This window comes from Kosakonia sp. Marseille-Q7440, assembly GCF_965119485.1.
In genome coordinates, this window is record NZ_CBCPLT010000001.1 from 280,233 (window position 1) to 304,797 (window position 24,565).

The 24,565-nt window shown below is 57.5% G+C and carries 25 protein-coding genes; 20 read left to right on the plus strand and 5 right to left on the minus strand.

The window, feature by feature from the left end:
* Position 1: 1 nt before the first annotated feature.
* Positions 2-532 (minus strand): inorganic diphosphatase, encoded by a 531-nt coding sequence (gene ppa / locus ACWPW2_RS01255; RefSeq protein ID WP_023478348.1) that lies wholly within the window; start codon positions 530-532, stop codon positions 2-4.
* A gap of 400 nt (positions 533-932) precedes the next feature.
* Here ppa and ytfQ point away from each other — a divergent pair, with 400 nt between their 5' ends.
* The 6 genes from ytfQ (at position 933) to ACWPW2_RS01285 (ending at position 7,657) form a co-directional block, all read left to right on the plus strand.
* Entirely contained in the window at positions 933-1,889 is a 957-nt protein-coding gene (gene ytfQ / locus ACWPW2_RS01260) for a galactofuranose ABC transporter, galactofuranose-binding protein YtfQ (protein ID WP_023478471.1), read from the plus strand.
* Between the two features lie 54 nt (positions 1,890-1,943).
* Entirely contained in the window at positions 1,944-3,446 is a 1,503-nt protein-coding gene (gene ytfR, locus ACWPW2_RS01265) for a galactofuranose ABC transporter, ATP-binding protein YtfR (RefSeq protein ID WP_124970349.1), read from the plus strand.
* Positions 3,447-3,456: 10 nt separating this feature from the next.
* Positions 3,457-4,482, plus strand: coding sequence for a galactofuranose ABC transporter, ATP-binding protein YtfT (gene ytfT, locus ACWPW2_RS01270; protein ID WP_164483628.1), 1,026 nt, complete (start codon positions 3,457-3,459; stop codon positions 4,480-4,482).
* Positions 4,469-5,467, plus strand: coding sequence for a galactofuranose ABC transporter, permease protein YjfF (gene yjfF / locus ACWPW2_RS01275; protein WP_023478490.1), 999 nt, complete (start codon positions 4,469-4,471; stop codon positions 5,465-5,467). Before ytfT ends, yjfF begins: the two co-directional genes overlap by 14 nt.
* 110 nt (positions 5,468-5,577) lie before the next feature.
* Positions 5,578-7,143, plus strand: coding sequence for a methyl-accepting chemotaxis protein (locus ACWPW2_RS01280; protein ID WP_454121346.1), 1,566 nt, complete (start codon positions 5,578-5,580; stop codon positions 7,141-7,143).
* 16 nt (positions 7,144-7,159) lie between these two features.
* Positions 7,160-7,657, plus strand: coding sequence for a DUF2569 domain-containing protein (locus tag ACWPW2_RS01285; RefSeq protein ID WP_454121347.1), 498 nt, complete (start codon positions 7,160-7,162; stop codon positions 7,655-7,657).
* A gap of 44 nt (positions 7,658-7,701) precedes the next feature.
* Here ACWPW2_RS01285 and fbp read toward each other — a convergent pair whose 3' ends face one another.
* Positions 7,702-8,700, minus strand: a complete 999-nt coding sequence (gene fbp, locus ACWPW2_RS01290) for a class 1 fructose-bisphosphatase (RefSeq protein WP_023478503.1) — start codon at positions 8,698-8,700, stop codon at positions 7,702-7,704.
* Between the two features lie 279 nt (positions 8,701-8,979).
* Between fbp and mpl the strand changes: the two genes are divergently transcribed.
* Positions 8,980-10,362 (plus strand): UDP-N-acetylmuramate:L-alanyl-gamma-D-glutamyl-meso-diaminopimelate ligase, encoded by a 1,383-nt coding sequence (gene mpl, locus ACWPW2_RS01295; protein WP_454121348.1) that lies wholly within the window; start codon positions 8,980-8,982, stop codon positions 10,360-10,362.
* A 60-nt stretch (positions 10,363-10,422) separates the two neighbouring features.
* Here mpl and ACWPW2_RS01300 read toward each other — a convergent pair whose 3' ends face one another.
* The gene (locus ACWPW2_RS01300) at positions 10,423-11,631 is read right to left on the minus strand and encodes an aldose 1-epimerase family protein (RefSeq protein WP_454121349.1); all 1,209 of its coding nucleotides are present in this window, start codon (positions 11,629-11,631) and stop codon (positions 10,423-10,425) included.
* A gap of 258 nt (positions 11,632-11,889) precedes the next feature.
* Positions 11,890-12,447, minus strand: coding sequence for a ribosome biogenesis factor YjgA (gene yjgA, locus ACWPW2_RS01305; protein ID WP_023478484.1), 558 nt, complete (start codon positions 12,445-12,447; stop codon positions 11,890-11,892).
* 94 nt (positions 12,448-12,541) lie between these two features.
* Between yjgA and pmbA the strand changes: the two genes are divergently transcribed.
* Complete coding sequence (pmbA, locus tag ACWPW2_RS01310; RefSeq protein ID WP_277173948.1) at positions 12,542-13,894, plus strand: metalloprotease PmbA; 1,353 nt, start codon at positions 12,542-12,544, stop codon at positions 13,892-13,894.
* A 55-nt stretch (positions 13,895-13,949) separates the two neighbouring features.
* Positions 13,950-14,336, plus strand: a complete 387-nt coding sequence (cybC, locus tag ACWPW2_RS01315) for a cytochrome b562 (protein WP_454121350.1) — start codon at positions 13,950-13,952, stop codon at positions 14,334-14,336.
* Positions 14,337-14,812: 476 nt separating this feature from the next.
* Here the strand turns inward: cybC and ACWPW2_RS01320 are convergent, their stop codons facing one another.
* Positions 14,813-15,961 carry an integrase core domain-containing protein gene (locus tag ACWPW2_RS01320; protein ID WP_454121351.1) on the minus strand — a complete coding sequence of 383 codons (1,149 nt, stop codon included), beginning with the start codon at positions 15,959-15,961 and terminating at the stop codon, positions 14,813-14,815.
* A 515-nt stretch (positions 15,962-16,476) separates the two neighbouring features.
* Here ACWPW2_RS01320 and ACWPW2_RS01325 point away from each other — a divergent pair.
* The 11 genes from ACWPW2_RS01325 to ACWPW2_RS01375 all read left to right on the plus strand — a co-directional run bounded on the left by ACWPW2_RS01325 (position 16,477) and on the right by ACWPW2_RS01375 (position 24,565).
* On the plus strand, positions 16,477-16,815 hold the full coding sequence (locus tag ACWPW2_RS01325) for a glycine dehydrogenase (RefSeq protein ID WP_071789532.1): 339 nt from the start codon (positions 16,477-16,479) through the stop codon (positions 16,813-16,815).
* A 10-nt stretch (positions 16,816-16,825) separates the two neighbouring features.
* Positions 16,826-17,188 carry an SFCGS family glycine-rich protein gene (locus ACWPW2_RS01330; RefSeq protein WP_023480243.1) on the plus strand — a complete coding sequence of 121 codons (363 nt, stop codon included), beginning with the start codon at positions 16,826-16,828 and terminating at the stop codon, positions 17,186-17,188.
* Between the two features lie 2 nt (positions 17,189-17,190).
* Positions 17,191-17,487, plus strand: a complete 297-nt coding sequence (locus tag ACWPW2_RS01335) for a DUF4312 family protein (RefSeq protein ID WP_023480238.1) — start codon at positions 17,191-17,193, stop codon at positions 17,485-17,487.
* Positions 17,488-17,538: 51 nt separating this feature from the next.
* A complete protein-coding gene (locus ACWPW2_RS01340) occupies positions 17,539-18,315 on the plus strand; it encodes a DUF4311 domain-containing protein (protein WP_023480218.1) in 777 nt (258 codons plus the stop codon).
* Positions 18,316-18,324: 9 nt separating this feature from the next.
* The gene (locus ACWPW2_RS01345; RefSeq protein WP_023480214.1) at positions 18,325-18,966 is read left to right on the plus strand and encodes a DUF4310 family protein; all 642 of its coding nucleotides are present in this window, start codon (positions 18,325-18,327) and stop codon (positions 18,964-18,966) included.
* Between the two features lie 42 nt (positions 18,967-19,008).
* Positions 19,009-20,142, plus strand: coding sequence for an amidohydrolase/deacetylase family metallohydrolase (locus ACWPW2_RS01350; RefSeq protein ID WP_454121352.1), 1,134 nt, complete (start codon positions 19,009-19,011; stop codon positions 20,140-20,142).
* Positions 20,126-21,244, plus strand: coding sequence for a DgaE family pyridoxal phosphate-dependent ammonia lyase (locus tag ACWPW2_RS01355; protein ID WP_454121353.1), 1,119 nt, complete (start codon positions 20,126-20,128; stop codon positions 21,242-21,244). The genes ACWPW2_RS01350 and ACWPW2_RS01355 overlap by 17 nt, the downstream gene beginning before the upstream one ends.
* Positions 21,241-21,978 (plus strand): 2-dehydro-3-deoxy-phosphogluconate aldolase, encoded by a 738-nt coding sequence (gene dagF / locus ACWPW2_RS01360; protein WP_454121354.1) that lies wholly within the window; start codon positions 21,241-21,243, stop codon positions 21,976-21,978. Before ACWPW2_RS01355 ends, dagF begins: the two co-directional genes overlap by 4 nt.
* An 81-nt stretch (positions 21,979-22,059) precedes the next feature.
* Positions 22,060-23,970: a BglG family transcription antiterminator gene (locus ACWPW2_RS01365; protein WP_139966751.1), complete on the plus strand. Its 1,911-nt coding sequence runs from the start codon at positions 22,060-22,062 to the stop codon at positions 23,968-23,970.
* Positions 23,971-24,048: 78 nt separating this feature from the next.
* Complete coding sequence (locus ACWPW2_RS01370; protein ID WP_042714051.1) at positions 24,049-24,291, plus strand: type II toxin-antitoxin system RelB/DinJ family antitoxin; 243 nt, start codon at positions 24,049-24,051, stop codon at positions 24,289-24,291.
* Positions 24,281-24,565 (plus strand): type II toxin-antitoxin system RelE family toxin, encoded by a 285-nt coding sequence (locus ACWPW2_RS01375; protein WP_454121355.1) that lies wholly within the window; start codon positions 24,281-24,283, stop codon positions 24,563-24,565. Before ACWPW2_RS01370 ends, ACWPW2_RS01375 begins: the two co-directional genes overlap by 11 nt.

The window sequence follows — 24,565 nt, forward strand, 5'->3', positions numbered from 1 at the left end:
CTTACTTCTTGGCAGCGCGCTCGAAGGAGGCAACGATTTCAGCTTTCGCCGCTTCAGCGTTGTCCCAACCGTCCACTTTCACCCATTTGCCTTTTTCGAGATCTTTGTAGTGCTCGAAGAAGTGAGTGATCTGCGCTTTCAGCAGTTCCGGCAGGTCGTTCACATCTTTAATGTGATCGTACTCTTTGCTCAGCTTGGTGTGCGGAACCGCAACCAGCTTGGCATCTTCACCAGATTCGTCGGTCATTTTCAGCACGCCAACCGGACGGCAGCGGATCACAGAGCCTGGCTCCAGCGGGTACGGCGTCGGCACCAGCACGTCTACCGGGTCACCATCCAGAGAGAGGGTGTGGTTGATGTAACCGTAGTTGCACGGATAGAACATCGCGGTGGACATGAAGCGGTCAACGAACAGCGCGCCGCTCTCTTTGTCGACTTCGTATTTGATCGGGTCAGCGTTAGCCGGAATTTCGATAACAACATAGATATCTTCTGGCAGATCTTTACCCGCCGGGACGTTGAGTAAGCTCATGTTTGTTTCCTTTAAAATGTGTGGCAAACAAGTGCCGGGTATTATAGCCAACTGGCGGTGAATGTCTTGGGCTCTTTTACTCGCCCGCCACTTTTCAGAGCCTTTACCGGCGCCTTTTTATGACAACTTTGTCCATATCCATAGCAGCATACTGAATAATTTTGTGTAAGCGGTTACAGCGTAAAAATGCGTTTTTGCTATGCCAGTAAATTTCTGCAATTTCAAGGGAGATTCCTGCTGTGTTTCGCCTCCCCTTTTCGCGCGCCAGATCGCAACTGATAACTAACAATTCATTCACTTTTCCGATTTGTGATGTAACTCATTTTGTTACATCTCCGATTGTCTATAGTTTCCCCGCAGGCGAAGTAGTAGCCAACAATAACCCTACGAGGATGCTCTTATGTGGAAGCGTTTACTTCTTGTCACAGCAGTTTCGGCAGCTATGTCGTCTATGGCGATGGCTGCGTCGTTAACCGTGGGATTTTCACAGGTCGGTTCGGAGTCCGGCTGGCGTGCCGCTGAAACCAACGTCGCGAAAAGCGAAGCCAGCAAACGCGGCATTACCCTGAAGATTGCTGACGGTCAGCAAAAACAGGAGAACCAGCTGAAAGCGGTGCGCTCCTTCATCGCGCAGGGCGTTGACGCCATCTTTATCGCCCCGGTGGTTGCAACCGGCTGGGAGCCGGTGCTGAAAGAAGCGAAAGAGGCGAAGATCCCGGTCTTCCTGCTCGACCGCTCCATTGATGTGAAAGACAAATCGCTCTATATGACTACCGTCACCGCTGACAACGTCCTCGAAGGGAAGCTGATTGGTGAATGGCTGGTGAAAACCGTCGCCGGCAAACCGTGTAACGTGGTTGAACTGCAGGGCACCGTTGGCGCAAGCGTTGCCATCGACCGTAAGAAAGGGTTCGCAGAAGCGATCTCTAAAGCCTCTAACATCAAAATTATCCGCTCTCAGTCCGGCGACTTTACCCGTAGTAAAGGTAAAGAGGTGATGGAGAGCTTTATCAAAGCCGAGAACAACGGCAAAAACATCTGCATGGTTTACGCCCATAACGACGATATGGCGATTGGCGCCATTCAGGCCATTAAAGAAGCAGGTCTGAAACCGGGCAAAGATATTCTCACCGGCTCTATCGACGGCGTACCGGATATCTATAAAGCGATGATCGATGGCGAAGCCAATGCCAGCGTCGAGCTGACGCCGAACATGGCAGGCCCGGCATTCGACGCGCTGGAGAAATTCAAAAAGGATGGCACCGAGCCGCCGAAGTTGACCATTACCAAATCCACCCTCTATCTGCCGGACACGGCGAAAGAGGAGCTGGAGAAGAAGAAAAACATGGGTTACTGAGTCCTGTCGTCCCTCTCCCCGCCGGGGAGAGGGCATCTGTGTAAGGGGTCAACAATGAACGCGGAAGCACACCAGGAAATCCTGCGTACCGAAGGCTTAAGTAAATTCTTTCCCGGCGTAAAAGCGCTCGATAACGTGGATTTCTCGCTGCGACGCGGTGAAATCATGGCCCTGCTCGGTGAGAACGGCGCGGGAAAATCGACGCTTATCAAAGCGCTGACCGGGGTTTACCACGCGGATAAGGGCACCATCTGGCTCGAAGGCCAGGCCATCAATCCCAAAAATACCGCCCATGCCCAGCAACTGGGGATCGGCACCGTTTACCAGGAAGTGAACCTGCTGCCGAATATGTCGGTGGCGGATAACCTGTTTATTGGCCGCGAGCCGCGTCGTTTCGGCCTGCTGCGCCGCAAAGAGATGGAGCAGCGCGCCAGCAAACTGATGCAATCTTACGGCTTCTCGCTGGATGTGCGCGAGCCGCTTAACCGCTTCTCCGTGGCGATGCAGCAGATTGTCGCCATCTGCCGCGCTATCGATCTCTCGGCAAAAGTGCTGATCCTCGATGAGCCAACCGCCAGTCTTGATACCCAGGAAGTGGAGATGCTCTTCACCCTGATGCGCCAGCTGCGCGATCAGGGCGTCAGCCTCATCTTCGTCACCCACTTTCTCGACCAGGTTTACACCGTTTGCGACCGCATCACCGTGCTGCGCAACGGCAGCTTTGTCGGCTGTCGCGAAACGCGCGAGCTGCCGCAAATTGAGCTGGTGAAGATGATGCTGGGCCGCGAACTGGAGAGTAACGCTCTGCAACGCGCCGGGCGCACGCTGCTCAGCAACAAGCCGGTGGCCGCCTTTAGCAACTACGGCAAGAAAGGGGTGATCGCTCCGTTCGATCTTGAGGTTCGCCCCGGAGAGATCGTCGGCCTCGCCGGGCTGCTCGGCTCCGGGCGCACCGAAACGGCAGAGGTGATCTTCGGCATCAAGCCCGCCGATAGCGGCAGCGCTATGATCAAAGGCCAGCCGCAAACCCTGCGCTCGCCCCATCGCGCCTCGTGCCTCGGGATCGGTTTCTGCCCGGAAGATCGCAAAACCGACGGCATTATCGCCGCCGCTTCGGTACGCGAGAATATCGTGCTGGCGCTACAGGCCCAGCGCGGCTGGCTGCGTCCAATCCCGCGTAAAGAGCAGAACGCGATTGCCGAGCGCTTTATCCGCCAGCTGGGTATTCGCACGCCGAGCGCCGAACAGCCGATTGAGTTTCTCTCCGGCGGCAATCAGCAAAAAGTGCTGCTCTCGCGCTGGCTGCTGACGCGCCCGCAGTTCCTGATCCTCGATGAACCGACGCGCGGGATTGATGTTGGCGCGCATGCTGAAATCATCCGTCTGATCGAAACCCTCTGCGCCGACGGGCTGGCGCTGCTGGTGATCTCCTCTGAGCTGGAGGAGCTGGTGGGCTATGCGGATCGGGTGATCATCATGCGCGATCGCAAGCAGGTCGCCGAGATCCCGCTCGCCGAGCTTTCCGTTCCGGCGATCATGAATGCCATTGCGGCGTAAGGAGTAGAGTGTGATGCCTCAATCACTGGGCCAACAGGCGCAGCCGAAGCGCCGTTTTAGCTGGCCGACCGGCACGCCGCAGATCTTAGCCCTGCTGCTGGTTTTACTGGTGGACAGCCTGGTCGCGCCCCATTTTTACCAGGTGGTGTTGCAGGATGGCCGCCTGTTCGGCAGCCCAATCGATATTCTTAACCGCGCAGCCCCGGTCGCGCTGCTGGCCATCGGTATGACGCTGGTGATTGCAACCGGCGGCATCGATCTCTCGGTCGGCGCGGTGATGGCGATTGCCGGCGCGACGGCAGCATCATTAACCGTTTCCGGCCATAGCCTGACGGTAGTGCTGCTGGCAGCGCTGGCAACCGGCGTGCTGGCCGGGCTGTGGAACGGCATTCTGGTGGCGATCCTCAAGATCCAGCCCTTTGTCGCCACGCTGATCCTGATGGTCGCCGGGCGCGGGGTGGCGCAGTTGATCACCTCCGGGCAGATTGTCACCTTTAACGCGCCATCGCTGGCGTGGCTCGGCAGCGGCTCGCTGCTGCTCTTCCCAACGCCGGTGATCATCGCGCTGGTGACGTTAGTTATCTTCTGGCTCTTTACCCGCAAAACGGCGCTGGGCATGTTTATCGAAGCGGTGGGGATTAATATCCGCGCGGCAAAAAACGCCGGGGTGAATACGCGGCTGGTGGTGATGCTGACCTACGTGCTGAGCGGCGTTTGCGCGGCCATCGCCGGGGTGATTGTCACGGCGGATATTCGCGGCGCGGATGCCAACAACGCCGGGCTGTGGCTGGAGCTGGACGCCATTCTGGCGGTGGTGATTGGCGGCGGCTCGCTGATGGGCGGGCGCTTCAACATTGTGCTATCGGTGGTGGGGGCGCTGATTATTCAGGGCATGAACACCGGTATTCTGCTCTCCGGCTTTCAGCCGGAACTTAACCAGGTAGTGAAAGCGGTGGTGGTGATGTGTGTGCTGATTGTCCAGTCGCCGCGCTTTATTGCGTTGCTTAAAGGAGTGCGCGGTCATGATAAAACGTAACCTGCCGTTGATGATCACGCTGGGCGTTTTCGTGCTCGGCTATCTCTACTGCCTGACGCAGTTTCCCGGCTTCGCCTCGACGCGCGTCATCTGTAATATCCTGACGGATAACGCCTTTCTCGGCATTATCGCCGTCGGCATGACTTTTGTGATCCTCTCCGGCGGTATCGATCTCTCCGTCGGCTCGGTGATCGCCTTCACCGGCGTCTTTCTGGCAAAAGCGATTGGTGCCTGGGGCATCTCGCCGCTGCTTGCCTTCCCGCTGATTTTGCTGATGGGCTGCGCTTTCGGGGCCTTTATGGGGCTTTTGATCGACGCACTGAAAATCCCGGCCTTTATCATCACCCTCGCCGGGATGTTCTTTCTGCGCGGCGTCAGCTACCTGCTGTCGGAAGAGTCGATTCCCATTAACCACCCGATGTATGACACCCTCTCCAGCCTCGCCTGGACCATCCCCGGCGGCGGGCGGCTGAGCGCAATGGGGCTGCTGATGCTGATGGTGGTGGTGGTCGGTATTTTCCTCGCCCACCGCACCCGTTTTGGCAACGAAGTGTACGCCATTGGCGGCAATGCCACCTCGGCGAACCTGATGGGCATTTCGACGCGCAGCACCACGATTCGCATCTATATGCTCTCAACGGGGCTGGCAACGCTTGCCGGGATTGTCTTCTCGATCTACACCCAGGCGGGTTATGCGCTGGCGGGCGTTGGCGTCGAGCTGGACGCGATTGCCTCGGTGGTGATCGGCGGCACGCTGCTCAGCGGCGGCGTTGGCACGGTGCTTGGTACGCTGTTTGGCGTGGGTATCCAGGGGCTGATTCAGACCTATATCAACTTCGACGGCACGCTCAGCTCCTGGTGGACGAAGATCGCCATCGGCATCCTGCTGTTTATCTTTATCGCCCTGCAACGCGGCCTGACGGTGCTGTGGGAGAGCCGGCAGAACTCGCCGGTGACGCGGGTAAGCCCAACGGCAACAAAGTAACAAGATATTGAAATTACTATTTTTCTTCTAAAGGAATTCCGGTAGCGGTCGATAACTGACGAATGGGCTTAATTTACGCCAAAAAGTTCTTCGCTACCGGAATCCACATCATGCTTAAAACGCTTTCGATCCGTACGGGCTTACTTTCTCTGCTGGCTGTTATGACTCTTCTGCTGCTGCTGGTCAGCGGCATCGGTATTTATGCGCTCAATAAGAGCTCCGCTTCGCTGGCGCGAATCAACCAGCTACAGGGCGAAAAGATGGCGCGCCTGAACAGCGGCTACACCATGATTCTGCGCGCGCGCAACGAAGCCGGCCAGGCGGTGCGCATGATGGAGGTGGGTCTGCTTGATGATGCAGCCAACTCCGTGAAACTGATTAATAACGAAATCGCGCTCGGTGAGCACTCCCTTACTGGCGTTATCAGCGCAGGTGTTGATGATGAGCAGGGCGCAGCGCTGCTGGCAAAGGTGGCGAAAAGCTATGGCGATTACGTCAGCCTGGGCATTAAGCCGATGCAGGACGCGCTCAACCAACAGAGCGCTGATGCCTATTACGAACTCCTCGAAAGCAAACTGATCCCCGTCTCCCGCCAGTTCGATAACGATATGCAGGCCTTCCAGGCGTGGGGTGAAGCGCGCGGTAAAACCGAAGTGGCGGCGGTACAGAGCAGTAAGCGCTTTGTTATGTCGCTGATCTTTGTTGTCGCCCTGCTGGTGGCCGGGATTATCGTGCTCGCCTGGCTGGCGCTGCGCCATATGCTGCTTAAACCCCTCGACACCTCGATTCAACAACTGGAACAGGTGGCGGCGGGCAACCTGATTGCCGCAAAAACCGAGGTGACGGGTAAAGAGTTTAACCGCCTGAACGCGGCGATTGAGGAGATGCGCCATGCGCTGATCGGCTCTGTGATGCGCGTGCGCGATGCCAGTTCGCAGATTGATACCGGCAGCCGGGAGCTGGCGGCAGGCAACCTCGATCTCTCGCAGCGCACCGAATCCACCGCCACTTCGCTGGAGCAAACCGCCGCCAGCATGGAGCAGATCACCGCCACGGTGAAACTTAACGCCGACAACGCCGAGCAGGCGCATAAGCTGGCGAAAGCGGTTTCTGATACCGCCGATCGCGGTAGCGAAATGGTCTGCTATGTGATTGAGAAAATGCGCGATATCGCTGGCAGTTCTGACCGCATCGCCGATATTCTCAGCGTGATCGACGCCATTGCTTTCCAGACCAATATTCTGGCACTCAACGCCGCCGTCGAAGCGGCGCGCGCGGGTGAACAGGGCAGAGGCTTTGCGGTAGTGGCGGGCGAAGTACGCAGCCTCGCCAGCCGCAGCGCCGATTCCGCGAAAGAGATCCGCCAGCTTATCAGCAGCTCGCAGGCGCAGGTCTCCGAAGGCAGCGATCTGGCGATGCAGGCCGGCGAAACGATGGACGAAATCGCCGAAGAGGTGTTGCGCATGACTAAATTAATGCGCGAGATAGCCAATGCGTCCCAGGAGCAGAGCCGCGGTATTGAGCAGGTTAATATTGCAGTGAGTCAGATGGATGAAACGGCGCAGCAGAATGCGGCGCTGGTACAACAATCGTCTGCTGCGACGCGCTCGCTGGAGCAGCAATCACGAGAGCTGCTTGAAGCGATGGCGTCGTTCCGTTTGCAGACGCAAGCATAATCAAAGGTAATGTGTCATGGCTGTATGTATTCAATGTGATAGCGAGGCGCTGAAGGGCAGCGACTATTGTGCCGTCTGCGAGGAGCGCGAGTTTAAAAAAATTCGCGGCTGGCTCTATATTCCGGCGCTGGGGTTGATCGCGACGATCATCGTCAACCTGATATCCATTAACTTTACGCTGCGCTTTTTAATGGAGAACTTCGCGCTGATTGGCGGGGCGCAAAAGGGGATCCTCTTTTTCGAGCTGGCGGCGTTTGTCGGCATGTTTGCCTATGCGCTGTTTGTCAGCAGCCTCTTTTTCCGTAAGAAGCGTCAGCTGCCGCGGCATTACATTGTACTGGTGGGGGTGGGTACGGCCTTTGTCGCCGTCAATCTGCTGTTGGAGCACCACTATCTGGATGTGCCTTATGTCTTTGAGACGGTGAAACCGCTGGTGCGCAATGTGCTGAGCGCCTGTATCTGGATCCCTTACTTCATCGTTTCCGAACGCGTGAAGCGTACCTTTGTGAAGTAAAGATTTGCCGGAGGGCTATCGCGCCCTCCGGCCATCACAACTTGTTATGCGTCCGGGTACTCACGCATATAACGCTCAACATCATCCACCATATGCTCATTGCCGACGAAGAACGGACGGCGCTGGTGCAGGCTTTCTGGCTGGATATCGAGAATACGCTCTTTACCGTCGCTCGCTTTGCCGCCGGCCTGTTCCGCGAGGAAGGCCATCGGGTTGCACTCATACAGCAGGCGCAGTTTCCCTTGCGGGTGGCTGGCGGTGCTCGGGTAGAGGTAGATGCCGCCTTTCAGCAGGTTACGGTGGAAATCCGCCACCAGTGAACCGATATAGCGCGAGGTGTAAGGGCGGTGGGTCGCTTTATCCTCTTCCTGGCAGAACTTGAGGTACTTCTTCACGCCCTGCGGGAATTTGATGTAGTTCCCTTCGTTAATCGAGTAGGTGTTGCCGCGTTCCGGGAAGCGCATGCGCTCCTGGGAGAGACAGAAGACGCCGAGTGACGGATCGTAGGTGAAGGCGTGAACGCCGCAGCCGGTGGTGTAAACCAGCATTGTCGACGAGCCGTAAACCACATAACCGGCAGCAACCTGTTTGTTGCCCGGCTGCAGGAAATCCTCTTCGGTAACCGGCGTGCCAACAGGCGTAACGCGGCGGTAGATAGAGAAGATGGTGCCGACAGAGACGTTAACGTCGATGTTGGAGGAGCCATCCAGCGGATCCATCAGCACCACGTATTTAGCGTGTTCGCACCCTTCGAAAACGACGATCTCATCTTCTTCTTCAGAGGCGATCCCGGCGACGATATCGCGGGCGCGCAGCGCGGATTTCAATTTCTCGTTCGCAAACAGGTCGAGTTTTTGCTGCACTTCGCCCTGTACGTTCTCAGCACCGCTGGCACCCAGGATATCGACCAGACCGGCCTTATTGATATCGCGATGAATGATCTTGGCGCCCAGTTTTATCGCCGACAGTAAAGCAGTCAGTTCACCCGTGGCATGCGAGAACTCATGCTGCTTTTCGACAATAAATTCACCTAACGTTTTCATAACACTTTCCCTGCATTTTTGAATATGGAGTAAAGCGATTGTAGCCTGCGGTTTTCAGCGTGTTTGGCGGAGAAGTTCAGGGCTGATAACCAACGAAACGGTAACAACCCGAGCTTTCGCAAACGAAAACGCAGCGGACATGCAACAATACTAACAAACATTCAAAACTTCGCGCACAGGTGAATCGCGCCAGCGGGGTACGGATTATCCTGAAATGCATTTCTCAGACGTTAAACATATGCGTAAAATGTGCGCCAGGTTAAGCAAGGATAATGACGTATGCGCATTCATATTTTGGGGATTTGTGGCACTTTCATGGGCGGGCTGGCAATGCTGGCGCGCTCGCTGGGCCACCAGGTAACGGGTTCGGATGCCAATGTCTATCCGCCGATGAGCACGCTGCTTGAGAAGCAAGGCATTGATTTAATTCAGGGATATGATGCAAGCCAGCTCGATCCCGCGCCGGATTTGGTGATTATCGGCAATGCGATGACTCGCGGAAATCCGTGTGTCGAAGCGGTGCTGGAGAAGAACATTCCGTTTATGTCCGGCCCGCAATGGCTGCATGATTTTGTGCTGCGCGACCGCTGGGTTGTGGCGGTTGCCGGTACGCACGGCAAGACCACCACTGCCGGGATGGCGACCTGGATCCTCGAAGCCTGTGGCTATAAACCCGGTTTTGTCATCGGCGGCGTGCCGGGCAATTTCGAAGTTTCCGCGCGCCTCGGCGAGAGCGATTTTTTCGTTATCGAAGCTGACGAGTATGACTGTGCCTTCTTCGATAAGCGCTCCAAATTCGTCCACTACTGCCCGCGCACGCTGATCCTCAACAACCTTGAGTTCGATCACGCGGACATTTTTGACGATCTGAAAGCGATCCAGAAGCAGTTCCACCACCTGGTGCGCATCGTGCCGGGGCAGGGGAAAATCATCTGGCCGGAAAACGACATCAACCTGAAACAGACGATGGCGATGGGCTGCTGGAGCGAGCAGGAGCTGGTGGGCGATCAGGGCCACTGGCAGGCGAAGAAGCTGACCACCGATGCTTCAAGCTGGGAAGTGTGGCTCGATGGTGAATGCGTCGGCCAGGTCAACTGGGGCCTGGTGGGCGAGCACAACATGCATAACGGCCTGATGGCGATCGCCGCCGCGCGTCATGTTGGCGTTACGCCTGCGGATGCCGCCAATGCGCTCGGCTCGTTTATCAACGCCCGCCGCCGCCTTGAGCTGCGCGGTGAAGCGCACGGCGTCTGCGTGTATGACGATTTCGCGCACCACCCGACGGCAATCCTCGCCACACTCGCCGCGCTGCGCGGCAAAGTGGGCGGCACGGCGAAGATCATCGCCGTGCTGGAGCCGCGCTCCAACACCATGAAAATGGGGCTGTGCAAAGACGATCTCGCACCGTCGCTGGGCCGCGCCGATGAGGTCTTCCTCCTGCAACCGCAGCATATTCCCTGGCAAGTTGCGGAAGTGGCGGAGGCCTGTATCCAGCCTGCGCACTGGAGCGCGGATGTCGATACGCTGGCGGATCAGATTGTGAAAAGCGCCCAGCCGGGCGATCACATTCTGGTGATGAGCAACGGCGGCTTTGGCGGCATTCATCAGAAGCTGCTCGATAAGCTGGAGAAGAAAGCGCAGCTCGCGGCTGAAAAAGCCTGATAGCTGACGCGTAAAAAAACCGCGCACGGGAGACCGGCGCGGTTTTTTTTATGCCTGGCGTTACTCTTTCGCCATCGGCGTATCAATGGATTGCGGCGCTTTGTCGCCCTGAATGGTTTTCACACGCTCTTCAACTTTTGCCACCTGAGCGCGGTTGTGCAACAGCGTATAGGTGAGATCGAAGCGGGTGCTCTGGCCTGCCTGCAGTTGCTTAACGCGTTTCTGCTCGCGCTCGATGGTGACCGGGTAGGCGTAGCTGGTGCCCGGCTCAATACCGGTGACGTATCCCTGTTTTTCGGTATCGGTGTTTTTCCACAGCGTCAGCACCGGCAGCTGATCGGTGTTGTAGTCAATCGCCACGCCTTTATCGCCCGCTTTGTTCAGCAGCGCGGCAACGGTCTGCTTGTTCGCATCGGCCAGCGGTTTGATATTAAAGACCATTTCGTCGAAGCCTTTGGTCGGCCCGGCATAGGTTTGCCACGTTTTCATGCCGCCTTTGGCGTAGTCATTGAACGGGCTGACGCTCTCCAGCGGCGTGATAAAGCGCGCGCCCTCTTCGAGGATCGGTTTGCTGAAGTTGCTGTGATAGATGATCTGGTAATCATGCGGGTAGTCGGCGTGGTTGGTCAGCACGTCATGCAGGCTGAAGCTGTTGCTGCCCGGAATGTAGCGCAGCTCCATCTCGGTTTGCAGATCGGCTTTCTTAAAGGTGCTCTCTTTCACCAGCCCGCGGATGCGGATCTCATACGGCGCTTTTTCGCTAACATCGACGGAAACCTGCGAGGCAGGCGTGTTACCCGCTTTACCATGCAGGGTGTAAAGCTGCCCGTCAGCAGTGACCGGGTGACCCGTCCACTCATAGCCACAGCGCACCACCATTTCGTTGAACCCTTCCAGCCAGCCAAGCCCGTTGCGGCTCTCCAGGTTCATAAACGCCGGGTTCACCACCTCTTTCACCGGCGAACTCCAGCCCATATGCACACCGAAACCATCGGCATAGAGTAAATTCATCCCGCGCGTCGGGCTAAGGGCAATGGTCAGGCCGTTTTTGCTGGTCAGCTTGATGACTTTGCTCCCCTCCTGCTTACCGCCGTGCAGCACCACCTGCTCAATGCTGAACTGCTGATCTTTAATGTTCAGCTGATCGCTGGTGATACGCCAGTTTCCCTGCTCGATGTTGCCTTCAGCACTTGTCAGCACCCAGGTTTTTGCCATCACCGGCGCGGAAACCAGCAGCGCAATAGCGGAGAGCATCACGGTCTTTTTCATCTTATTTTCCTTATTAGCTGAATCGATTACCTGCGTTACAGCAGGAATCTACGTTTTGCGCCGCCAGGAAAATGTGATCCGTTTCATCTGCTGAAAATGAGGGCCGGGCAGAGGCGGAAAGGGAGAAATTGATCTCGTTTATTGATGAAATGAAAATAATGGAGGGTGTGAATATGTGAAGTGGCGTACTTTTAGCTTTAACGTTTCAGCTAAATGGGAATAAAAAACCCTCTTCGGTTAAAGAGGGTTCTGTGCGGTTTAGCTCTCTTCGCTGCTCTCTGCGAGCTCACGCAGATACTGGAAGATTAAACGCGCGGTTTTTGGCGGCTTGTTGCTCTCTTTCTCTTTCTTGGCGTTGCGGATCAGCGAGCGCAGTTGCTGGCGATCAGCATTCGGCCACAGATTCAGCACGTCCGGCACCGCGTCATCACCCTCTTCAATCAGGCGATCGCGCAGGTGTTCAAGCTTATGGAAGAAGGCGACCTGCTGGTTATGGCGGTTTTTCAGCTTATCCAGCGCCTGGCGAATCGGCTCGACATCGCGTTGACGCAGCATTTTACCGATCAACTGCAACTGACGGCGGCGACCCTCTTTCTTGATGCGCTGCGCCAGCTCAATGGCGTCGCGCAGATCCTGGTCGAGCGGGATTTTATCCAGCGCGTTTTTTCCCAGCTCTACCATTTCAGCGCCAAGCTGCTTTAACTCTTCAGCATCGCGCTTAATTTCACTCTTACTGACCCAGATGATCTCATCATCTTCGTCTTCGCTCTCGTTACCGGGCACGTCGTCGAGCCAGTCGTCGGGCTGCTTTGTCATCTCAGGCTCCTTAAAAAAGAGGCTAATGTTACCAGTTAAGGCGCGCACTGAAAAACGGTTCTCTGTTAGACTTCAAAGATTCTCTCCCTTAATTATGGCATTGGCGATGAAAGTAATCACACAAGTGGCACAACAGCGCAAAGTTCTGGAAGAAGCGGTCGCAACCGCGCTTGATCTGGCCTCAGGCCGTTCGGATGGCGCGGAAGTGGCGGTCAGCAAAACCACCGGTATCGGCGTCAGCACCCGCTATGGTGAAGTGGAGAATGTCGAATTTAACAGCGATGGTGCTTTGGGCATCACCGTTTATCACCAGAACCGCAAAGGCAGCGCCTCGTCGACGGATCTGAGCCCGGAGGCGATTGCCCGCACGGTGCAGGCGGCGCTTGATATTGCCCGCTACACCTCGCCAGACCCGTTCGCTGGAGTGGCAGAAAAAGAGCTGCTGGCCTTTGACGCGCCGGATCTCGATCTTTTCCATCCGGCGGAAGTGACCCCCGATGAAGCGATCGAGTGGGCGGCACGCGCCGAGCAGGCGGCGTTGAAAGCGGACAAACGCATCAGCAACACCGAAGGCGGCAGCTTCAACAGCCACTATGGCATTAAAGTTTTCGGCAACAGCCACGGCATGTTGCAGAGCTACTGCTCCAGCCGCCACTCGCTGTCGAGCAGCGTGATTGCCGAAGCGAATGGCGATATGGAGCGCGATTACGCTTACACCATTAGCCGTGATATCAATGAGTTAAAAACGCCGGAGTGGGTGGGTGAAGAGTGCGCCCGCCGTACACTGTCGCGCCTCTCGCCGCGTAAACTCTCAACCATGAAAGCGCCGGTGATTTTCGCTAACGAAGTGGCAACCGGGCTGTTTGGTCACCTGGTCGGCGCGATTGCTGGCGGCGCGGTCTACCGCAAATCGACCTTTTTACTCGATTACCTCGGCAAGCAGATCCTGCCGGAGTGGTTAACCATTGAAGAGCATCCGCACCTGCGTAAAGGGCTGGCCTCCACGCCGTTCGACAGCGAGGGCGTGCGCACCGAGCGCCGCGATATCGTCAAAGAGGGCGTTCTGATGCAGTGGCTGCTGACCAGCTATGCAGCGCGCAAACTGGGGCTGAAAAGCACTGGTCACGCGGGCGGTATTCACAACTGGCGCATCGCCGGGCGCGGCCTGAGCTTTGAGCAGATGCTGAAAGAGATGGGCACCGGTCTGGTGGTCACCGAGCTGATGGGCCAGGGCGTGAGCGGCATCACCGGGGATTATTCGCGAGGCGCGTCTGGTTTCTGGGTAGAAAACGGTGAAATTCAGTATCCAGTGAGCGAAATTACCATTGCCGGCAACCTGAAGGATATGTGGCGCAATATTGTTACCATCGGTGACGATATCGAACAGCGCAGCAACATCCAGTGTGGTTCAGTGTTGCTGCCGGAGATGAAGATCGCCGGACAATAATTCGTGGCGCGGCGTTCTGCGCCTTCAAGCGTGATAATAAAAAAGGAAATGAGCAATGCGTAAAAACCTGTTAGCGATCCTTGCGGTGTCGTCGTTGTTTGTGGGTTCAGCGGTCTTTGCCGCTGACCTTGAAGATGATATGGAAACGCTGAATAACAACTACAAAGTGGTGCAGAAAACCGATGATGCTTCTGAGTTGAAAGAGGCGTTAGGGAAAATGCGCACCGCCGCGCAGGACGCCCAGAAAGAGACCCCGCCGAAGCTGGAAGGCAAAGCCCCGGACAGCCCGGAGATGAAAGATTTCCGCCACGGTTTTGATATTTTGATTGCCCAGATCGACGGCGCGATGAAGCTGGCGAACGAAGGTAAAGTGAAAGAGGCGAAGGCCGCAGCGAAGGATATTGCCGGTACCCGCAACACCTATCATCAGAAATTCCGTTAACCGAATTCCATCAGGAAAGGGCCGCCACCTCACCGTCGCGGCTCTTTTTTTATACCGTTTTCCGGCATAGGTGATGCGCCGTGGTAGGCCGGATAAGGCGCAGCCGCCATCCGGCATGATCTCCGCGGCACAATTGCCGGATGGCGCGTTATACGCTTATCCGGCCTACCAAACCGTACCTACAGCCACACCGATATTGCCTTTACCTTCGGTCTCACAGCGGCGGTGTTGACCCCCGCTGAAATCGGCGAACCGAAGCGTGAATGACAAGGTCTGGACGCCATGGATGGCGGACAGAGGCGAACCGAGACAGGATGTCGAGTCGAGCCGGCCGCAGTCAGGCACGCGGGAGGTGAGCGCAGTGCGCAGCACCGATTTCCTCGCGGGGCCGCGGGGATTGATAAGGGGAGCGCGGCTGTATGAACCGGTCACATGGGTTACAGATCTGACCGGTCACATGGGTGACACTTTTTGCTTCAGTCGGCCCGGATTATACGATGATTCCGTCTGTCGTACCGGGCCAGTATCAGTTCACCAAAACCTATTTCGTCCAGCTCTTCCCCGACCTGCTTCATCCATACCCATTCTCCTCTCAGCGCTTCTGATAAAAATATCCGTGTGCTGTTAAAGCATAAATCGCCTTTTAATGAGACACGCAGTGTCCGGGCATCATCCGGTACGGGCATTGCCTTCAGCGGGCCGGTAAAGATGCGCTCTGACGGATACCAGACCGAACGGGGTGTTTTTCCGCCCAGCGCCCTGTGGGGGCGTATCTCATTAAATTCATGACGCCATGCATCCATCCAGATCTGCTGCTCCTCAAGAGAAGTGAACTTCGCATGTCGCTTCAGCGCATCCTTCAGGGTGCGGTGCATCCGCTCATGTCTTCCGTTTTCGGTGGGTTTACCCGGCCGGATACGTTCCGGCAGGACACCACATTTAATCAGCCATACGGACATCTGGCTCAGCCCCCACAGACCGGCCCCGGCAAAGGGAGGACCGTTGTCCGTACGCAGCACCTGCGGCATCCCGCATTCCCGGAACACCCGCTCAAGGCAGGGGATAACAAACCGGCCATCAGGCGTATAGGTGGCATCGCAGGCCAGCACAATCCTGCTGCAGTTATCGGTCAGCGTGAAGGGATGGCACCAGCGGCCGCCGGCATGGGTGAACTGCCCCTTGAAATCGGCACTCCAGACATCGTTTGGCCGCACGGCAGCGTGCAGCTCATGCCGCTTCGTGGGCTTAAAGGTGAGGGGCTTACGTTTTTTAACCAGACCATGACTGCGGAACAGCTCACCAATGGTACTGGCGGCAGGAACGCCGGTGATGTTCAGGTTAAGAAGGCGCTGCCTTATCTTCTCAGGCCCCCAGAGGGGATGCTGTTGCTTCGTATCCAGCAGCAGCTTCACCATGGGTTCAGACGTTGCGTTCTGGTGATGGCGGGCCCGGGAACGGTCACTGAGGGAGGTGGCATCATCGGGTGAAAAACGGGCCAGCCACTTGTAGCCGGTCTTACGGCTGATATTAAAGCGGCGGCACACTTCGGCAACCGTGAGGTTGCCTTCAAGGCAGGCCGCAACAAACTGCAAACGTTGCATGGTAACAGTCTCAGTCCAGGGCACGGTAAACCTCCGTCAGCTGTTTACCGTACCGTTATAACCTGTTACCCATGTGCCCGGTTTAAAGTGTTACCTATGTGCCCGGTTCATACACGGCCGCTCCCCTTATCCCGTTCACCGCATAAGAGATTAATGAAACTCCCGAACGCCTGGTGAACGGAACCATTCCACCAAAGCCACATGCAAACGCCATTGCCGGATGGCGGCTGCGCCTTATCCGGCCTACGCGGTTTCAGCGATTCCGTAACCCCAGCGGCTCCCCCAATAAGCAAACCTTATCCCCCTCACACTTTCTCCTCTCGCTTGCCCCTTTTTTTCTGCTCCATCGGGCATGAAATCCCACCCTCATCGCCCAACGTTGTGACCGCCGTTCAGTGAAAAATCCCTCCACGCGCTTTTTTTGTGGCGCAGATCACTAACGCCCTCCCGGTTTCCACTTCGAAGTGGAAAACTCCTCGCTACAAACTCTGCCTTCGCGCCGTTAGCTTTATCCCTGAGCCATCAACGGGGTACGACGAGTGAATAACGGAGCGGTAATGAACGATGCGACCATGCAGGCGGCGCAAACGGCAACCCTGGCGGAGCGCATGCTGTCGCAGGTCTACACCTTGCTTCATGCGCAGAACATCACGCCGAATGCGGTGCAGCAGCAGATGCTGACCTCCCATCTTCGCGCGATGGCGCACCGGTCGGTGACCGGCGAGCCGCTGCCGGAAGTGGATGCCAGCCTGTTTGATGAGATCTCGCCTGAATCGATGCGCCTCGCCCACGACGTGGTAGCGGCGTTTGGCAATCTCCCGCAAGAAGAGGCCTGGCTGCTGTCAGTGCACTTCGAAGTGGCAAAAGAGAACCTTTAAGGAGCAAACCATGGAACAGATTACCGTAGTGATTGGCGACCGCCTGGGCAAAGGGCAGAAAGTCGCGGCAGGCGTCGAAAAAGCGGGCGGCCGCGCGGTAGTGGTACCGGGCGTGGCGGCGGATATGAAACTTGGCGATGTGATGAACGCGGAAAACGCCACCTTCGGCATCTCCTTTTGCGGCAGCGGCGGCGCAGGTGCCATCACCGCGCAGAACAAATATGGCTATAAAGCGAAACACGGCATGCGCTCCATCGACGAGGGCGTCACCGCCATCAACGAAGGGTGCAAAGTACTCGGTTTCGGCTTTATGGATAAAGAAGAGTTAGGCGAGCGCCTGGTGCAGGCGTGGCAGAAAAAACACGGCGCATAACCATGAAAGAACAGTTCACCACCACGGTCAGGGTGAAGGGCAAGGGCGACGCCAAAACGCGCGCCTTTGCTGACGCGCTGAACCATGTTCAGGCCGCGGTGATGAAGGCGTCGCCGCACATTTTACTGCGTATTGAGCCACAGGATGTGCAGGTCGTTCAGGCGCAGGAAACGACGCGCAAAGAGGCCTTTCTGTTCCTCTTTCTGCGTCGCGAAAGACGCTCGTACAGCGTGGAGCTGGACGTGACCGTCAACGTGACCGCCATCAATCTCGATAAGGTGGAGTTCGTCACGCACTAACTTACCGCATACCCCGCAGGCGTTGCTGGCAGGGTAGAAGAGGGCAGACTGATGTTCTTACTCATACTAATAAAATCGCTCATTATCGGCGGCCTGGTCGGCGTCGGTGTGGGCGCCGGGGCTGCACGCATGTTTCACGCGCCAACCACTCAGGGAATGGGCGCATTTCGTACACTGGGCGAGCTGAACTCCTGCGAAGGGGATCCGGCGTCGCACTTCTCCTTTGGTTTAGGCTTCTTCTTTAACGCCTGGGCTTCGTCGGTAGCGGCGGGTTCGTTCACCCAGGACGTTGACCACCGCATCATCCCGAACTGGGGCGCGGCGGCGCTGATGGTCAAAAACCGCAACGTCGGCGAAACCCTGCACAATCCGAAAAAGATGGCGATTGCCTGTGGCGTGATCGGCATGGTGGTCGTCACCTTCCTTAACCTTACGGCTTCCTCCGTGCCGGCAGCGCTGCAAGTCACCGCCGTGAAAGTGCTGGTACCGGCCGCTAACCTGCTGGTCAACACCATCATGCCGGTGATCTTCTGGCTGGCGGCGATCGACGCGGGCAAAAAATCGGGCTTCTGGGCGACGGTATTCGGCGGCGCGGCGCAGCTGATTATGGGCAACGCCGTACCGGGCCTGGTGCTCGGCATCCTGATCGGTAAAGGGGTGGAAGAGAGCGGCTGGAACCGCGTCACCAAAGTGATGATGAGCGCCATTGTCGCCCTGTTTGTGCTGAGCGCCTTCTTCCGCGGCTTCGATCTGAAAATGATTGAGTCATTCCACCTGAGCGCGCCGAACTGGCTGGAGCTCATCCACAACTCGCTGAGCGGCAAATAAGGATCTGCAATGGAAGAGAATAAAGGCTTCTGGTACGCCGACTGGTCATTCCCGATCTTCGTTGGCCTGCTCTCCTCCGGCGTCTTTGCCGGAACGCACATGTACTATCTCTACGGCATCGGCGCGTTTAACGAAGTGGCGTTTGTCTCGATGCTGCGCGCAGGCATGGATACCGGCGTTTACGGCGCGGTCGCCGCCTTCGGTGCCAGCTTCCTGTTTGCGCGCATTATCGAAGGGTCGCTGGTCGGCATTCTCGATATTGGCGGCGCGATCCAGACCGGTGTTGGCCTTGGTGTGCCCGCCTTGCTGCTCGGCGCGGGCTTTGTCTTCCCGGTCGCCAACTTTGTTGCCTCGTTGGCCACCGGGCTGGTGATTGGCCTGGCGATTGGTTACCTGATTATTCTGGCGCGTAAATTCACCATTAATCAGAGCGACTCCACCTACGGCGCAGACGTAATGATGGGTGCGGGTAACGCTTCCGGTCGTTTTCTTGGCCCGCTGATTATCTTAAGCGCAATGACCGCCTCGATTCCGATTGGCATTGGCTCGCTGGTGGGCGCGCTGCTTTTTTACCTCTGGCAAAAGCCGATTACCGGCGGCGCTATCCTCGGCGCAATGTTGCTGGGCGCGATCTTCCCGGTCGCACTCTGATCGATACGGGTGCTGCGGCACCCGTCACTTCTGGAGAGAGATATGTTTGATTTACTCCTGCGCCGGGCGCGTCTGGTGGACGATACGGTAACGGATATCGCTCTGAGCCACGGGAAAATCGCCGCACTTGGTGAGATTAGCGGCCCGGCGGTGAAAAGCGTCGATCTGGCGGGCAAACACTATGTCAGCGCTGGGTGGATCGACTCCCACGTCCACTGCTACCCCAACTCGCCGATTTACCACGACCAACCGGACAGCGTCGGGATTGAAACCGGCGTCACCACGGTTATCGATGCTGGCAGCACCGGCGCGGATGATATTGATGACTTCTACGCCATCACCCGCCAGGCAACGACCGACGTTTACGCCCTGCTCAATATTTCCCGCGTCGGGCTGATTGCGCAGAACGAGCTGGCGAACCTCGACAATATTGATGCCAGCGCCGTGCGCGACGCCGTGCAGCGCCACCCCGATTTTGTTGTTGGCCTGAAGGCGCGCATGAGCAGCAGCGTGGTTGGCGACAACGGCATCACGCCGCTGGAGCGCGCGAAGGCGATGCAGCAGGAGAATGGCGATCTGCCGCTGATGGTGCATATCGGCAATAACCCGCCGAACCTCGATGAAATTGCCGACCTGCTGAGCGCCGGGGACATCATCACCCACTGCTATAACGGCAAGCCGAACCGCATTCTGACGCCGGGCGGCGAACTGCGCGCCGCGGTGACCTGCGCCATTACGCGCGGCGTGCGCCTCGATGTCGGCCACGGCAGCGCCAGCTTCAGCTTTGCGGTGGCGAAGCAGGCTATCAGCCTCGGCATTTTGCCGCACACCATCAGTTCCGATATCTACTGCCGCAACCGCATTGATGGCCCGGTGCGATCGCTGGCGAACGTGATGTCCAAATTTCTCGCCATCGGCCTCTCGCTGCCGCAGGTAATCGCCTGCGTGACCGACCACGCCGCCGACGGCCTGCGCCTGGCGAAAAAGGGGCGGCTGGCCGTGGGCTTCGATGCCGATCTGACAATTTTCGATCTTCGCCGCCAGCCGGTGCTGTTCACCGATGCAGAGAACAGCGCCTTGCAGGCCGAACAGTTACTTACGCCGCTGGCCGCCATTCGCGCGGGCCGGGGCTATCTGACCGAACAAGGGAGGGCAGAGCATGTCTTCGATTTATGAGAAGTACCAGTTAAAACAGGTGATTAACGCCTCCGGGCGCATGACGGCGCTCGGTGTCTCGACCCCGCGCCCGGAAGTGGTTGAGGCAGCGTTGCAGGGCATGAACCACTACTTCGAAATGAAAGACCTGGTGAATAAAACCGGTGACTACATTGCGAAGCTGCTGGATGTGGAAGGCGCGACCGTGGTCTCCTGCGCCTCGGGCGGGCTGGCGCAAGCCGTTGCCGCCGTGCTGGTGAAAGAGAGCGACTGGCTGCTGGAGAACCTGCACAGCACAAGGATCGACAACAATGAGATCGTGCTGCCGCGCGGGCACAACGTGAACTACGGCGCGCCGGTCGGCACGATGGTGGCGCTTGGCGGCGGCAAAGTAGTTGAAGCCGGTTACGCCAACGAATGCTCCGCCGATCAGCTGGCGGCGGCGATCTCCCCACGCACTGCGGCGATCCTCTTTATCAAGTCCCATCACTGCGTGCAGAAGAGCATGCTCAGCGTCGAGCAGGCCGCCGTGGTGGCGCGTAAACATAACCTGCCGCTGATTGTCGATGCTGCCGCCGAAGAGGATTTGCAGTGCTACTACCGCGCCGGGGCCGATCTGGTGATCTACAGCGGCGCGAAAGCGATTGAAGGGCCAACCAGCGGGCTGGTGATTGGCAAAACGCAGTATGTCGAGTGGGTGAAACGCCAGACGGCGGGCATTGGCCGCGCGATGAAGGTAGGCAAAGAGGGCATTCTTGGCCTCACCTGTGCCATCGAGCACTATCTCAACGCGAAAAAGGAGAGCGGGGCGGAGATGGTCGCCAAAATGACGCCCTTTATTGAACAGCTCAATAATCTTAATGGCGTCAGCGCCCGCGTGGTGTGGGACAGCGCCGGGCGCGACATCGCCCGCAGTGAAATCAAATTTGATGAAGCCGTCACCGGCATCGCCACCGGTGAGCTGGTCGATGCCCTCAAACAGGGCGAGTACGCCATCTATTTTCGCGGTTATAAAGCCAATGAAGGGATTATCGAAGCCGATGTGCGCAGCGTCAGTTCTGAGCAACTGACCATCATCGCGCAACGCATCGCCGAGGAACTGAATAAGGAGCCACGCCCATGAAACTGACCCCCAATTTTTACCACGACCGCGTATGCCTGAACGTGCTGGCAGGCAGCATCGATAACGCCAGCGCCATCTATGAAGCGGCGGAAGGGCATGTGCTGGTCGGCGTGCTGTCAAAAAACTACCCGGATATCGACTCGGCGGTGGCCGATATGCGCCAGTATGCGCTGAGGATCGATAATGCGCTCTCCGTCGGCCTCGGCGCGGGCGATCCGAACCAGTCGGCGATGGTCAGCGCCATCTCCCGCGAAGTGCAGCCGCAGCATGTGAATCAGGTCTTTACCGGCGTGGGCACCAGCCGCGCGCTGCTCGGGCAGAATGAGACGGTGGTTAATGGTCTGGTCTCGCCCACCGGCACGCCAGGGCAGGTGAAAATCTCCACCGGGCCGCTCAGCAGCCAGGCCGCCGATGCGATTGTGCCGGTGGAAACGGCGATTGCCCTGCTGAAAGATATGGGCGGTAGCTCAATCAAATATTTCCCGATGGGCGGGCTGCAATGCCGCGAGGAGTACAAAGCCGTTGCCGAAGCCTGCGCGCGGCACGACTTCTGGCTGGAGCCGACCGGCGGCATCGATCTGGATAATTTCAGTGAGATCGTCGAGATCGCGCTGGCGGCGGGCGTCAGCAAAATCATTCCGCACATTTATAGTTCAATTATTGATAAGGTGAGTGGCGAGACCCGCCCGGCGGATGTCCGCCAGCTGCTCATGATGACTAAAGCGCTGGTGTAAGGCCTGTCACCGGCGTTATCCGGCCTGATTATTTGGATATATATCAGCAATCTCCGGCACTTTTAACCATGAGGTAACGACGTGCGATTTCCGAACCAACGTTTAGCGCAACTCTTCAGCCTGCTGCAAAACGAGACGCTGCCGCAGGATGAGCTGGCGCAGCGGCTGTCGGTCTCCACGCGTACCGTCCGCGCCGATATCACTGCGCTCAATGCGTTGCTGGAGAACCACGGCGCGCAGTTTATTTTGAGCCGCGGCAGCGGTTACCAGTTGAAGGTGCTTGATGCCGCGCTTTATCATGCGCTGCAAGCCACCCGCCCGCGCGCGCTGCGCATTCCGCGCACCGGGCCGGAGCGGGTGCATTACCTGGTGGTGCGCTTTCTCACCTCGGCCTTTTCGCTCAAGCTTGAGGATCTGGCTGACGAGTGGTTTGTCAGCCGCGCCACGCTGCAAAACGATATGACCGAGGTGCGCGAGTGGTTCTCCCGCTACCGCCTGACGCTGGAGACCCGGCCGCGCCACGGCATGAAGCTCTTCGGCAGCGAAATGGCGCTGCGCGCCTGCCTGACCGATCTGCTTTGGGAACTGGCGCAGCACAACGCCCATAACCCGCTGATTACTGAAGATGCGCTTAACGCGGGCGTGCCCGAGGCGCTGGCGCCGTTTCTGCACGACTGCTTTAGCCGCTACCATATTCGCCTCACCGATGAGGGCGATCGCTTTATTCAGCTCTACTGCGCCGTCGCCGTGCGGCGTATCAGCGAAGGGTTTCCGCTCTCAGAGTTCACCGCCGACGATGGTGATGAGCAGGTGCACCACGCCGCGCGGGATATTGCCAGTGCGTTGCAGCAGCTGGCGGGCAAACCGCTGGCAGAGGCGGAGGAGCATTGGCTGCGGGTGCATATTGCCGCCCGGCGGGTGCAGGATCCGGCGCCCAGCGCCATCAGCGCTGATGATGACGAAACGCTGGTGAACTACATCCTTGGCTATATCAACACCCACTATAACTACAACCTGCAGGGCGATGCGCAGCTGCATGCCGACCTGCTGACCCATATCAAAACCATGATCACCCGCGTTCGCTACCAGATCATGATCCCTAACCCCTTGCTGGATAACATTAAACAGCACTACCCGATGGCGTGGGATATGACGCTGGCGGCGGTGTCGAGCTGGGGGAAATATACGCCCTATACCATCAGCGAAAACGAGATCGGTTTTCTGGTGCTGCATATCGGCGTCGGGCTGGAGCGGCACTACAACGTCGGCTACCAGCGCCAGCCGCGCGTGCTGCTGGTGTGCGATGCCGGGAATGCGATGGTGCGGATGATTGAAGCGGTGCTGGCACGCAAATATCCGCAAATCGTCATTACCCGCACCGTGACGCTGCGCGATTACGAGCAGTGCGACACGCTGGCGGAAGATTTTGTTATCTCTACCGCGCGCATCAGCGAAAAAGATAAACCGGTGGTGACCATCGCGCCGTTCCCCAGCGACTACCAGCTGGAGCAGATTGGCAAACTGGTGCTGGTGGATCGCACCCGCCCGTGGATGCTGAAGAAGTATTTCGACGCCGCCCACTTTCGCATTATCGATGAGGCGATGGATCAGCAAACCCTGTTCCGCACCCTCTGCGCCGAGCTACAGCAGGAGGGTTTTGTCGATGGTGAATTCCTCGATTCGGTGGTGGAGCGCGAAGCGATTGTCAGCACCCTGCTCGGTGAAGGCATCGCGCTGCCGCACGCCCTTGGCCTGCTGGCAAAGAAAACCGTGGTTTACACCGTGCTGGCCCCGCAGGGCATCGCCTGGGGCGATGAAACCGCGCACGTCATCTTTTTACTGGCGATCAGCAAAAGCGAGTATGAAGAGGCGATGGCAATCTACGATATCTTCGTCACCTTCCTGCGCGAACGCGCCACCGCCAGGCTCTGCGCCTGCGCCGATTTCGACACCTTTCAACGCGTGGCAATGGCCTGCGTAAGCCGGTTTTGAGAGCGGTTATCCAAAAACGGATGTAATGCCAATGTAATGCTATATTGCATTACACATTCCCACATGCCCGGAGGCATAATGGCAACGCTCAATGTTCGACTGGATGACAAGCTCAAAGAGGAGGCCTGGAAAGTGCTGGAGAAACTCGACATTACGCCCACCGAAGCGGTGCGCCTGCTGTTTCAATACGTTGCCGAAAATGGCCGCATGCCGGTTAAAACTGTAACGGTGAGCGAAGACGAAGCGGCGCTGCTGGAGGTGGTCAGAGAGCGCCTGGCGAACCCGCAAAAAGGGATCAAGGTCAGGCTGGATGATCTATGAACTGGTGTTTGATCCGCGCGCGTTGAAAGAGTGGAAAAAACTGGGCGTGACGGTTCAGGCGCAGTTTAAAAAGAAGCTCGCAGAGGTGCTGGTTCAGCCAAGAATTGAAAAGGCCCGGCTGCATGGCTTGCCGGATTGCTACAAGATCAAGCTTCGCACCTCTGGCTATCGGCTGATTTACCAGGTCAGGGACAACGTGGTGACGGTGTTTGTCGTGGCGATCGGTAAACGTGAAAAAGAGGCCGCTTACCACAGCGCCACTCACCGCCTGTAA

What these genes read in the sequence shown, in the direction of transcription:
- ACWPW2_RS01345 (WP_023480214.1), top strand. Translation starts at nt 18,325, where the DNA reads ATGGAAGAGAATAAAGGCTTCTGGTACGCCGACTGGTCATTCCCGATC.
- cybC (WP_454121350.1), top strand. Translation starts at nt 13,950, where the DNA reads ATGCGTAAAAACCTGTTAGCGATCCTTGCGGTGTCGTCGTTGTTTGTG.
- ACWPW2_RS01375 (WP_454121355.1), top strand. Translation starts at nt 24,281, where the DNA reads ATGATCTATGAACTGGTGTTTGATCCGCGCGCGTTGAAAGAGTGGAAA.
- dagF (WP_454121354.1), top strand. Translation starts at nt 21,241, where the DNA reads ATGAAACTGACCCCCAATTTTTACCACGACCGCGTATGCCTGAACGTG.
- ACWPW2_RS01330 (WP_023480243.1), top strand. Translation starts at nt 16,826, where the DNA reads ATGGAACAGATTACCGTAGTGATTGGCGACCGCCTGGGCAAAGGGCAG.
- ACWPW2_RS01350 (WP_454121352.1), top strand. Translation starts at nt 19,009, where the DNA reads ATGTTTGATTTACTCCTGCGCCGGGCGCGTCTGGTGGACGATACGGTA.
- ACWPW2_RS01285 (WP_454121347.1), top strand. Translation starts at nt 7,160, where the DNA reads ATGGCTGTATGTATTCAATGTGATAGCGAGGCGCTGAAGGGCAGCGAC.
- ACWPW2_RS01355 (WP_454121353.1), top strand. Translation starts at nt 20,126, where the DNA reads ATGTCTTCGATTTATGAGAAGTACCAGTTAAAACAGGTGATTAACGCC.
- mpl (WP_454121348.1), top strand. Translation starts at nt 8,980, where the DNA reads ATGCGCATTCATATTTTGGGGATTTGTGGCACTTTCATGGGCGGGCTG.
- ACWPW2_RS01300 (WP_454121349.1), bottom strand. Translation starts at nt 11,631, where the DNA reads ATGAAAAAGACCGTGATGCTCTCCGCTATTGCGCTGCTGGTTTCCGCG.
- ACWPW2_RS01340 (WP_023480218.1), top strand. Translation starts at nt 17,539, where the DNA reads ATGTTCTTACTCATACTAATAAAATCGCTCATTATCGGCGGCCTGGTC.
- ACWPW2_RS01370 (WP_042714051.1), top strand. Translation starts at nt 24,049, where the DNA reads ATGGCAACGCTCAATGTTCGACTGGATGACAAGCTCAAAGAGGAGGCC.
- yjfF (WP_023478490.1), top strand. Translation starts at nt 4,469, where the DNA reads ATGATAAAACGTAACCTGCCGTTGATGATCACGCTGGGCGTTTTCGTG.
- ACWPW2_RS01335 (WP_023480238.1), top strand. Translation starts at nt 17,191, where the DNA reads ATGAAAGAACAGTTCACCACCACGGTCAGGGTGAAGGGCAAGGGCGAC.
- ppa (WP_023478348.1), bottom strand. Translation starts at nt 532, where the DNA reads ATGAGCTTACTCAACGTCCCGGCGGGTAAAGATCTGCCAGAAGATATC.
- ytfR (WP_124970349.1), top strand. Translation starts at nt 1,944, where the DNA reads ATGAACGCGGAAGCACACCAGGAAATCCTGCGTACCGAAGGCTTAAGT.
- yjgA (WP_023478484.1), bottom strand. Translation starts at nt 12,447, where the DNA reads ATGACAAAGCAGCCCGACGACTGGCTCGACGACGTGCCCGGTAACGAG.
- fbp (WP_023478503.1), bottom strand. Translation starts at nt 8,700, where the DNA reads ATGAAAACGTTAGGTGAATTTATTGTCGAAAAGCAGCATGAGTTCTCG.
- pmbA (WP_277173948.1), top strand. Translation starts at nt 12,542, where the DNA reads ATGGCATTGGCGATGAAAGTAATCACACAAGTGGCACAACAGCGCAAA.
- ACWPW2_RS01280 (WP_454121346.1), top strand. Translation starts at nt 5,578, where the DNA reads ATGCTTAAAACGCTTTCGATCCGTACGGGCTTACTTTCTCTGCTGGCT.
- ytfQ (WP_023478471.1), top strand. Translation starts at nt 933, where the DNA reads ATGTGGAAGCGTTTACTTCTTGTCACAGCAGTTTCGGCAGCTATGTCG.